This window comes from Flavobacterium macrobrachii (genome assembly GCF_014486675.1).
GTDB classification, from domain to species: domain Bacteria; phylum Bacteroidota; class Bacteroidia; order Flavobacteriales; family Flavobacteriaceae; genus Flavobacterium; species Flavobacterium macrobrachii.
Genome location: NZ_JACTAC010000088.1, coordinates 1 through 10,080, shown reverse-complemented (window position 1 = coordinate 10,080; position 10,080 = coordinate 1). Strand labels below are relative to the sequence as shown.

Below are 10,080 nucleotides of genomic sequence, written 5' to 3'. Positions count from 1 at the left end.
TGTAGTTATTTTTTTGTAGAAGATACTTCCCAACTTCACTTTGTTGGGAAGCAAATCGAAATTTATCTTTTTTATCATACTTAATGATAAAGAGAGCAGTTCTATTACAAAAGTCACACTCTCCATCAATTAATACAATTGCTTTATCTTGATATGATGATAGCTTTACCATTTTGTTGTAATGTAATATTCTACTATTCTAAAAATGATGAATAAGATTCCCGAAATAAATAGTACCAATAGTTTGTTTTTCCATGCTTGATTTTTCATTTCTCTATCAATAAGAATTTTCCAAATTTCTATCATTTTAGTTTTGTTCATATACAAAATTGTTATGATTAGTATTTGATATAGTACCGCAGCTCTTAGAGCACCAACATTTACTCCATAAAATATGTCTTGTAATATGACATTAATTAAAATGGTGGAAACAAAAAGACAACCGATTATTCTAGTGCGTTTAAAAAACATTAAAATACCTCCTGTTATTTCAAGTGCTCCAAGAGTTAAAACAAAGGGTTTTGAATACCCATAAAATGCCCACATGAGTTGCATTCCTGTCATTTCTGATACTTTAAGATTTGTATTGGCAGCCCCATTAAACTGTACTAATTTCCCTACACCATAGGCAAGCATGGCCAGAACTACGACGTAGCTAAATGCGTTTTCAAGAATTTCTGTTTTGTGTTTTTTATAAAATTCATAAAAGGTTTGTATTAAAAATATATTCATGATTATTATATTACTAGTTTTTGTTTTTATTACCAATTTTGATACTTAGTCCCTCTTTTCTCCGCCAGCTGAAAAGCAAATTGAATTAAAACCCTTAAAATCGTATGATTTTAAGGGTTTTTTCTTTTTATCATATATCAAATCATTCATTCATTCGTGAACCTAAAGGGATAAAATCGGTTACCCTAAACAATCCAAATTTTGAGTAACCGATTTTTATTCCAGACTAGTATCCACAAGGCTTTACAGCTAGTTCAATAACCAGTATAAAAACTGTACATCTTGTGGATTAGTCATATTGAAGTTAAATTTAATAACAACTAAAAAGGTCACCACAATGAAAACAAAAGTTTCAATTCTGTTTTATGCAAAGAAAGCAAAAGCAGCTGCAAATGGTTTAGTCCCTATCTACACCAGAATTACAGTCAACGGTAAACGCATCGAATTGAGTACAAATCGATTTGTAGAAATATCCAAATGGTCCACAGAAGCAGGTAAAATGAAAGGTACTTCAGAAGAAGCACGTTCAATAAATAACCATCTTGATTTACTGAAGAGTCAAATAAGAGATGCTGAAATGGAACTGATTTATAAAAAGATAACTATAACTACAGAAACAATCAAGGGCAAACTATTAGGAGTTGATGAAAGAGCAAGAACGCTCGTCCCTATCTTCCAAGACCACAACAACAAAATAAAAGAATTGGTTGGAAAAGAATACGCTCCAGGAACATTGGAACGCTACACTACATCACTAAAACACACCATTGAGTTTATGCAATGGAAATACAATATTTCCGATATAGATATTACCAAAATTGACCATGCCTTTATAACCGATTACGAATTTTGGTTACGAAGCGTTAGAAACTGTGCTAACAACACAGCGGTTAAGTACATCAAGAATTTTAATAAAATAATCAAGCTTTGTTTGGCCAATGATTGGCTTGATAAAAATCCATTTGCTAATTATAAATCAAAAGTCAAAGAGGTTGAAAGAGTATATTTAACCGAAAGTGAAATCCAATCCATAATCGAAAAAGACTTTAAAACAGAAAGACTTTCGTTAGTTCGCGATATCTTCCTTTTTAGCTGCTTTACTGGCTTAGCATACATAGATGTCAAAAACTTGACAAAATCCCATATAAGCATCGGTATTGATGGTGAGAAATGGATATTCACTCACAGGCAGAAAACCGAAAGTGCTTCTAAAATCCCAATCCTTCCGGTTACACAAATGATAATTGATAAATACGGAAATCATCCGCAATGCTTAAATGAAGATCGTTTACTCCCTATTCTATCCAATCAAAAAATGAACGCTTATCTAAAAGAAATAGCAGGAGTATGTGAAATTGAAAAAGAACTAACTTTTCACATTGCTCGACATACATTTGCAACAACGGTAACATTAACTAATGGTGTGCCTATTGAAAGTGTAAGCAAAATGCTCGGACATAAAAACTTAAAAACAACCCAACATTACGCTAAAATTTTGGATAGAAAAGTAAGCGAAGACATGCAGGTTTTGAAAGATAAATTCAAAGTTCCAGTAGCTAAATGGGTTAATGAAAATAGATAATGCTTTTCGATTTGTACCATAGCATGCGGTGATTACAACTATCAATCACCGCAAAAATGCGGTCATAATTTAAAATAAGCCTTCAATATCATGAATAAGCTTTAGTAATAAAAAAAAGTGATTAAAGAAACATATCACATATCGCGATATGCGATATGAACGAAACAAATAGTTATTCCTATTCAGTATTTACATTTTAAAACAAAAGAACATTTGACACATTTCATTTGCCATTTACTACACAAACTGTAGTAAATGGCAAATGAAATATTGTAAGATAGTGTCATCTCAATGTAAAAACAAAGCTAATTTGTGAATAATTAGCTTTCAACTTCATTTTAAAACTCATTCATCACTATTTCTCCCACTCTTCCAACTTTCTTTTCGCCACATACATTTATTAATTGAGAACAATACCTAATGCTAGCAACCAAAAATAACACATCACGCCTTCACCAACTGTTTCAATCGACCTTGATAAGACTGCAAATAATTCCGCTTAGTAGTATCGTTCAAAAAAGAAGCAACTACCATTTTTTCAACCAAATCAGATTTAGAGAGCATCAATTCCATAATAGTTTGAAAATTCTTCTCACTAATTCCGGCAAGTTCTGCCAGTTTAGCAAATTGTAAACCTATTTTACCTTGAGCCAAATTTTTAGGCAATAAACCATCGTCCAAAGCAAAATCTTTATCCTCTATGTGAATGCGACTATTGAGCAAGTCATAAGCCGGACTTAAACGATAGTCGCCCATCGACGTTTCAATAACAGAAAAATTTTTAAGATGAGCGTCTCCATTAGAAAAAAGATAATTAAACACCAATAATTTCAATAGCTTGGGAGCTTCTATTTTATAAGTGGGTAAATGCCTTTGCATCAACTCAAACAGTTCTAAATAATTACCTAAATATTTGTAATCAGTACCATGTGTTTGCGGTGTTCGCTGTGCCAAAGAAGCAAAATCTTCTTGAGCCAATTTTGAACCATCGCTTAGCACATCAAATCGTTTAGTGATGTAGGCTGGAGTACCATCTTGGAAAAAGATCATGGCGTTTTCCGCTGTTTCTATACCATACACTTGACGGGCTACTTGCATGGTTACATGTTCATTGGCAGGCATTTGATCGGGTTTCTTTCCGGCACCGGGAATAGGTTTTAAAATATAGGTACCTTGCTCGCTTTCAGTAGCAAGGCGTAGTTTATTTTTTTCAAGAAGCACAGAAAATTTTTCTTGAACACCAGATATAGAAAGTTGTCTTCGGTTTTCCTCAAACAAAGCAGCTGTTTCGGCATTAGAAGCAGGAGAAGCATAAGGCAAAATAGGATGCACTTTTTTACCTTGAAACACTCTGTTTAAAGCCGTTTTGCTATAGGTGTCAAATCCACTAGCTAGTGTTCCTGGGCAATGGGTAAAGGTCAATAAATCCATATCTTTTGCTTTCATATATAGCGATTATACATTATACTTCCTGTGCTATTTCAATAACGCGTACAGCACCAATACTGTCATTCTTGGCAGTAGTAAGCAACAAACCAAAATAGTCGTTACGATCAATTCTATTTAATTTGCAAACAACCTCCTTGTTAGAACCTTCGGGTAATAAATTATAAAAAAAAGGAAAAAGATATTGTGATTGATACTCCTGCTGTACTTTAGGTAAGCCCAAACTTATTGCGGGCTTATTCTCGTTGGCAAACCAAGCATCATGATAACGAAAGCTAAACGAGGCATCGTCATACTGGATTAAAATTCCAGCCTCTTCATTTTTAAACAAAATTTTGGCACTTCTCATGTACCAATCGTTTTAACTTTTAAACAAATTTCCATACCTAATACGTCGGCTATTTTCTGCAACGTTACTAAGGTTGGGTTTCCTTTGCCGCTTTCAAGCTGTTTTAAAGTACGCAAGCCAACGCCAGAGAGTTCTGCTAAGGTTTCTTGCGTTACTTGTAAAACTTCCCTACGTTCTTTGATGGTTTGTATGATTTCTATAGAGTGCATTATATTGCATAATTTAATACAAATATAAAACTATTTTTCTATTTTACAACAAAAAGAGCGTTAAAAAGCACTATTTTGTATTTAAAAAACCACAAGCAGAAGATTGATACTTAAAAGTGCCGTAAAAAGCACTTTACAAAAACAAGATTAAATAGTTTACGAAGGTTCTATTTTTATAAAAAAATGTCCTCACTCCTTTATTTCTGCCTGTCCTATAGCAAACATTAAGTCATATCGTATTTGTTAATACGAACCTTAACCGTGAATATACTATGAATAAATTACTGGAAGAATATGTATTATTTCCTGATTTGAGCAATAAAGACAGTTTAGATTACACCCGTTTTAAAGAAAACATACAGCCCTTGATTACCATTGCTCATAATAATGGGTTTGGGTATTTGACACTATAAATTTAAAATTCTATTTCTAAATTTTCAGGTTCAAAACAACGAACTGCAATACCTGTTCTGCGGAATAACAATATTTTAACCCTTTTTCGAACTACCTTGTAGTTCGGGTTAACTATTATAACTTCCCGAAGTGTTTTACTGCTTGCGAATGTACCGTTTAGCAGAAGGCTTAATTCTGCATCCAGCGGATCGAGCGAAAGACCATAAAGAATAATAACGTTAGCTTCCTTCAGTAACTCATAGATTGCAAAGTGAGCATATCCTACTTTATCATTTTCTACATCACTACGGTAGTTCTCCATAGAAGTTTCCGAAGATAGGTAAAGGTGTTCATATGCCTCGATGTTGCCATGAATATGAAACACTTTAGCACTTTCAACATCTAAATACTTTTCTTTTACCCAACGGTCTGCTTCTGCAAATGAATAACTTATTTTGAATTTTAAGGATAAATTTTGAATTGCCAAAATCAGCAATAATAAAATAAAAAAACTATTGTACTTTTACATTCTAAATGCATAATCTATATGAATGATTTTGAAAAACAACTTGAAAATAACTTAAAGACCGCTCTTGTAGAATTTAATTCATCACCCCATTTAACTAAAGTTCGGGATGTCTATAAGCAAAATTTTGATTACATCGCCGCTTTAATAGAAAGAACTAACGCAAAAATTGCTATTGAAGACATTCTTAAATTGGATCCTTTATTGTCAAGCATTAAAACACGAGATTTTTTGCTTTTACAAGAAATAAACAGAGGTATTAAGAATGGCACCATTCGTGTCTCAAATATTCAATAATGGAAACCCTTTTGCATCTTTATAAGAATTTAGATTCTAAAATATGGGATTATTACGATGGTTTTGATGATGGGAATATTGCACAAAACCCATTTATAAAAAATCCTAATTCAGCAGTGGATCATCAGCAATTTATTAAAGATTATTTTAGGCTTGCTGGTAAGAAAGATGTACTCCAACAGTTTAATACTTTTGACGTATTGGATGATGAAAGAGCGTACCATACTAATTCGGTTTTTTTATTAGGATTGCTAATAAGAGAAAAAACCATATTAAAAACCATATTATATAATGAGAAGCGATCTAAAATTGGATATCCAATTTTTCCTTTTCTGTGGTTCCTGTCTGTGTTGTTCCATGATTTTGGGATGAAAATGGAAGAAAATTTAGCTAACCATCCTGATTTAGGAACCATAGATGGCCTACTTCATCATTATGATATTAAACATTCTCTTTTAGTATCTATGCCAAAGGGAATCAATGCAAATCTTTTTGGTCAAATTGAACGTTATTATTCTTATCGAAATGCACAAGGAAAAATTGACCATGGTATCCTTGGAGGTATATATCTTTATGATAGATTAGTTAAAATCAGAAGATTCAAATCGTTACATAGAGATACAGAATTGAACTGGCATTATTCTTTAGAAAAGAGGTATGCTTTGGCAGCTGCAGCAGTTGCCTGTCACAATATTTGGACTAAAGACCCTGACAAAAATGATACAAGTGATTATGAGCTTGCTGGGCTTCATTATCTTATCAGACCTAACTTTGAGGAAATATCATTGGAGAATTTTCCGCTCTTGTTTTTATTTGGCATTATTGATACGATAGACCCAATTAAACTTTATATGAAACAAAATAAAGGTGGTCACTTACCGGAAACAATACTTGACAATATAAAAATTTCTTTTGGAAAACGATGGGTGAAATTTAGTAACCGAACTGCTTCTCCTTTGGATTTTCAACATTTTATCAACCAAGTAAAAGGGCTAGAGGGATGGATTTCAGTTGAAACAACTGAAGATAAAAATCAAATAAAAATTTTATTCCGTTGATGAGAAAATGTAATTGAATTGCAAAATATCTACAGAGATGTGCAATGCTTTTATGTTTAAAATTATGTTATTTGTTAACAATATATAAGAGTATATAACGTAACCCTTTGGTATTATGGTGTTTTTTTACAAAAAATAATTTAATAGAAATTGTTCATAATTAAGATTAAATTTGCGACTTTTGAAGATGATATATTCGCTAATTTTAAATATGCGATAAATATATGATTTTTGATAGGTATTTTCTTTCATTTAATAGGTGGTTTTTCTATGAAATATGTTGAAACAGCTCACAGTAAAAAATATATTGACAATAAAAGTAACATTAACTATGATGCTGTTGACATTTTCAGTGGGGCAGGCGGTCTAAGCCTAGGTGCAGAAAGAGCAGGAATAAAGATTTCTATTGCTGTTGAAAAAGATGTGTCTGCTTCTGAGACTTTTTTGCATAATCATCCTTTCGCTAAAATATTGTGCGACGACATTTGTGACATAAAGCCATTAGAACATACTAGTATTAACCCTTTTATAGTTTTTGGTGGACCGCCTTGCCAGGGATTTTCTACCTCTAATACAAAAACAAGGTCGCTTAATAATGCAAATAACTTTTTGTTTAATCAGTTTCTAAGGTTTGTTGAAGAACTACAACCGTCGTGGTTTCTATTTGAGAATGTGGAGGGAATCACTTCCTTTGATAGCGGTAACACTGTAAAGGAAATCAAAAGATTATTTGGTGAATTAGGATACAGTACTACTGAACGGGTTCTATTTGCATCGGATTATGGAGTGCCACAACATAGAAATCGTTTTATAATGATCGGAAACAGACTAGGGATTGATTTTAAATTTCCAGAAAAATTTGATTATAAAGTATCAGTTGAAGAAGCAATTTCAGATTTGCCATCCCTAAAGAATGGAGATAACATTTATGAACTTTCTTACTCGAAAAAAGCTTCAAAATCAAGTGATTATGCTAAATTGATGCGGAAAAATTCAACTAAATCGTTGCAGAATTTCGTATCAAGAAATAAAGATTATGTTTTGGAAAGGTATAAACATATTGGACAAGGTCAGAACTGGAAAGCTATTCCTGATGAATTAATGCAAAATTATACAGATAAAAATAATTGCCATAGTGGTATTTATAAACGCTTAAATTCAAAGCTACCTTCTGTAGTCATTTCAAATTACAGAAAAAACATGCTAATACATCCATTTGAAGACAGGGGATTGTCTGTTAGAGAGGCAGCACGACTACAAAGTTTTCCGGATAATTTTATATTCAAAGGAACATTATCTCATATACAACAACAAATTGGAAATGCTGTTCCGCCTTTATTGGCAGAAGCTATTTTTAAAGCAATTAAGCTTCAACATGAGCAGTCGATTGATTAACCAAAATCATCCTAAGTAATATTTAAACCCTCGTCTTCGGCTACTTTTTTTAGATTATATAATATTGCTGATTGTTTTTCAGATGGTAGTGCTATTTTCCCACTCGACATTTTAAATAAGATGTCAGCATGCATACTTGATAATTTTAATTCAGACTTTCCTGCCGCATAATAGCTGTGAAGTTTCTTCCAAGCATCGATTGTTGTATTTACAACCTTAATTTGTATTTCTATCCCTGTGTCAACTACCTTTTTCTTTTTCTCTTCTTTCTGTATGTATTTGATTTCTTGATTATCTACAAATAATGATTCCTCTAAATTTTTAAATTCAATTTTTAGTTCCTTTACATTTTCCCAACACTTTGCGTTTTTGGTCCATTGACTAATGTTTGCAAAACCAGCTGGTGGCGACGTAATTTTAAAATATACTTTTTCAGCAATTGTATCGAGCATTTTAAACAACGATACAGGGATTGCTTGATTTTCCCATATATTATTAAAGTTTAAATTTAAGCACATCTCTTTTAGAATAAAAGAAAGATATGCCATACTATATGTTACTGTTTGAGCCCTGAAACCACCATCATACCAAGTAGATTTTGTAATTAATCGCTCAATAGTGCGGAACATAATAATTCGTGCTATAGCATCTTTAAAATATGATTCCGTAATTGATAAATTATCGTTCTCTAAAATCTCAGTAATATTATCTGCAAATCTTTTGAAACTATCCTGTGCTCCCTTCGAAACTATATCAGGTCTTTGATTCCAAGAATTTTCAGCTTTGGAAAGTAAGGTTTTATCAATCAACTGGTGTTTGGGATTTTCAAGGAGAAATTTTCTTTTTTCAAAAGCAGAAAGATATGCTTGATTATTTAAATATTCACCTCTAACTCTTTCATAATACCAATGAGTTCTTCGTTGTGAGCCTTCTGCAGCAGGAGCAAAAATTCTAGTTGAATAGTCTTTCATGTCCTTATGAAATGGACTGTTAGAAAAGAAATCAGAATTGTTAATTCTATTTTGCGTATTAGCATACTCTGCCACTTTTGAAACAAATTCATCCTGATTTTTGGAATCTTTAACCACTGATAATTTCATTTGAACAGCAACATTGGAAACATCAATTTTGGAAATCTTACTGGCTGCATATATTGCCGAAGTAGTTTGACCACCATTTACTATCTGAAAATTCTTAATCAGGTTTATGTTTCCATTATCTCCAAATTCAATTGATGATGCCGTAGCTGTTATACCATTATTATATGCGAAAAACATTTCCGGAGCAGTTTCAATAGTATTTCGCAACCCCCTGTTAACGGCTCCACGGAATTGCAGAAATGTTCGAACATTTTGTTCGAAAAGTTTTTGTCCAAAATCCTCATATATTTGAACTAATGAATTGCCACTCATTATGGCTAAGTATGACTGATAGGTATCACTCTCTTGATTAATCTTTAAACATGGCAAATTCACTTTCACTTCAAATTCACCAACACCACTAGCTGATGAATAAATTTTGTGGAGATATTCTATATCAACTACTCTAAATTCAGTTGGAAGATTTAAAAAAGTTTCAGAAGATATGTCTGTTAATGTTCTTGTTACTTTACCATCGGTCAGTAACATTAATCGAACTTTTAAAACCTGATTTCTCTCAAAATACTTTTTTAGATTATATGCCATAGAATAAGCATCTGATGTCTCTTCCATTTGAGCATGAAACCCTTCAAAACTTTTTTTTAAGAACGATTTCATTCTAGTGAATTTTGAATCTAACTGTGTTCTTGTTAAGGTTTGTATTTCATCATCTTGAAAATACTGATGGTTTAGTATTGTTAGCACACCTCTTTCTTCGTCGAAATCATAACCAAATGCTTCTGTACCTTTTTTAATATACTCTGCGTATGTATAATTTTTAGTCAAATCACCAATTGAAACTAGGTCTTCACATACTGTTTCAAAAAATGCTTGAGGCCTTAATAATGTTCTACTTTCTGCATCACTGAGGATAGATTGTGTAAAATATTGATGAAATTCTTCAAGACTAACCATGTAATTGTAATTTAGATTATATTACCCGTAGTGCATTAT

At 32.3% G+C, this 10,080-nt stretch carries 12 protein-coding genes; 5 read left to right on the top strand and 7 right to left on the bottom strand.

Annotation, left to right across the window (positions count from 1 at the left end):
• Positions 1 to 172, bottom strand: a 172-nt coding sequence (locus IAI56_RS14210) for a thiol-disulfide oxidoreductase DCC family protein (RefSeq protein ID WP_187658500.1), incomplete at its 3' end; no start/stop codon positions are given.
• Entirely contained in the window at positions 166 to 732 is a 567-nt protein-coding gene (locus tag IAI56_RS14205) for a hypothetical protein (RefSeq protein WP_187658499.1), read from the bottom strand. The genes IAI56_RS14210 and IAI56_RS14205, both read right to left, overlap by 7 nt.
• Before the next feature lie 337 nt (positions 733 to 1,069).
• Here IAI56_RS14205 and IAI56_RS14200 point away from each other — a divergent pair, with 337 nt between their 5' ends.
• The gene (locus IAI56_RS14200; protein ID WP_187658498.1) at positions 1,070 to 2,314 is read left to right on the top strand and encodes a site-specific integrase; all 1,245 of its coding nucleotides are present in this window, start codon (positions 1,070 to 1,072) and stop codon (positions 2,312 to 2,314) included.
• A gap of 444 nt (positions 2,315 to 2,758) precedes the next feature.
• Here IAI56_RS14200 and IAI56_RS14195 read toward each other — a convergent pair whose 3' ends face one another.
• Genes IAI56_RS14195 through IAI56_RS14185 form a run of 3 tightly spaced genes read right to left on the bottom strand, consistent with a single transcriptional unit; the run spans position 2,759 to position 4,318 of the window.
• Positions 2,759 to 3,760: a type II toxin-antitoxin system HipA family toxin gene (locus tag IAI56_RS14195; protein ID WP_239106924.1), complete on the bottom strand. Its 1,002-nt coding sequence runs from the start codon at positions 3,758 to 3,760 to the stop codon at positions 2,759 to 2,761.
• Positions 3,761 to 3,776: 16 nt separating this feature from the next.
• Positions 3,777 to 4,109, bottom strand: a complete 333-nt coding sequence (locus IAI56_RS14190; RefSeq protein ID WP_187658497.1) for a HipA N-terminal domain-containing protein — start codon at positions 4,107 to 4,109, stop codon at positions 3,777 to 3,779.
• Positions 4,106 to 4,318, bottom strand: coding sequence for a helix-turn-helix domain-containing protein (locus IAI56_RS14185; RefSeq protein ID WP_187658496.1), 213 nt, complete (start codon positions 4,316 to 4,318; stop codon positions 4,106 to 4,108). The genes IAI56_RS14190 and IAI56_RS14185 overlap by 4 nt, the downstream gene beginning before the upstream one ends.
• Before the next feature lie 272 nt (positions 4,319 to 4,590).
• Here IAI56_RS14185 and IAI56_RS14180 point away from each other — a divergent pair, with 272 nt between their 5' ends.
• Positions 4,591 to 4,731: a hypothetical protein gene (locus tag IAI56_RS14180; RefSeq protein WP_187658495.1), complete on the top strand. Its 141-nt coding sequence runs from the start codon at positions 4,591 to 4,593 to the stop codon at positions 4,729 to 4,731.
• A 2-nt stretch (positions 4,732 to 4,733) separates the two neighbouring features.
• Here IAI56_RS14180 and IAI56_RS14175 read toward each other — a convergent pair whose 3' ends face one another.
• On the bottom strand, positions 4,734 to 5,198 hold the full coding sequence (locus tag IAI56_RS14175) for a hypothetical protein (protein WP_187658494.1): 465 nt from the start codon (positions 5,196 to 5,198) through the stop codon (positions 4,734 to 4,736).
• Positions 5,199 to 5,258: 60 nt separating this feature from the next.
• Here IAI56_RS14175 and IAI56_RS14170 point away from each other — a divergent pair, with 60 nt between their 5' ends.
• The 3 genes from IAI56_RS14170 to IAI56_RS14160 all read left to right on the top strand — a co-directional run bounded on the left by IAI56_RS14170 (position 5,259) and on the right by IAI56_RS14160 (position 7,987).
• Positions 5,259 to 5,534 (top strand): hypothetical protein, encoded by a 276-nt coding sequence (locus IAI56_RS14170; RefSeq protein ID WP_187658493.1) that lies wholly within the window; start codon positions 5,259 to 5,261, stop codon positions 5,532 to 5,534.
• Positions 5,534 to 6,592 carry a hypothetical protein gene (locus tag IAI56_RS14165; protein WP_187658492.1) on the top strand — a complete coding sequence of 353 codons (1,059 nt, stop codon included), beginning with the start codon at positions 5,534 to 5,536 and terminating at the stop codon, positions 6,590 to 6,592. The genes IAI56_RS14170 and IAI56_RS14165 overlap by 1 nt, the downstream gene beginning before the upstream one ends.
• Positions 6,593 to 6,823: 231 nt before the next feature.
• Complete coding sequence (locus IAI56_RS14160; RefSeq protein WP_239106923.1) at positions 6,824 to 7,987, top strand: DNA cytosine methyltransferase; 1,164 nt, start codon at positions 6,824 to 6,826, stop codon at positions 7,985 to 7,987.
• A gap of 11 nt (positions 7,988 to 7,998) precedes the next feature.
• Here IAI56_RS14160 and IAI56_RS14155 read toward each other — a convergent pair whose 3' ends face one another.
• Positions 7,999 to 10,041 (bottom strand): AIPR family protein, encoded by a 2,043-nt coding sequence (locus IAI56_RS14155; protein ID WP_187658491.1) that lies wholly within the window; start codon positions 10,039 to 10,041, stop codon positions 7,999 to 8,001.
• Positions 10,042 to 10,080: the final 39 nt, after the last annotated feature.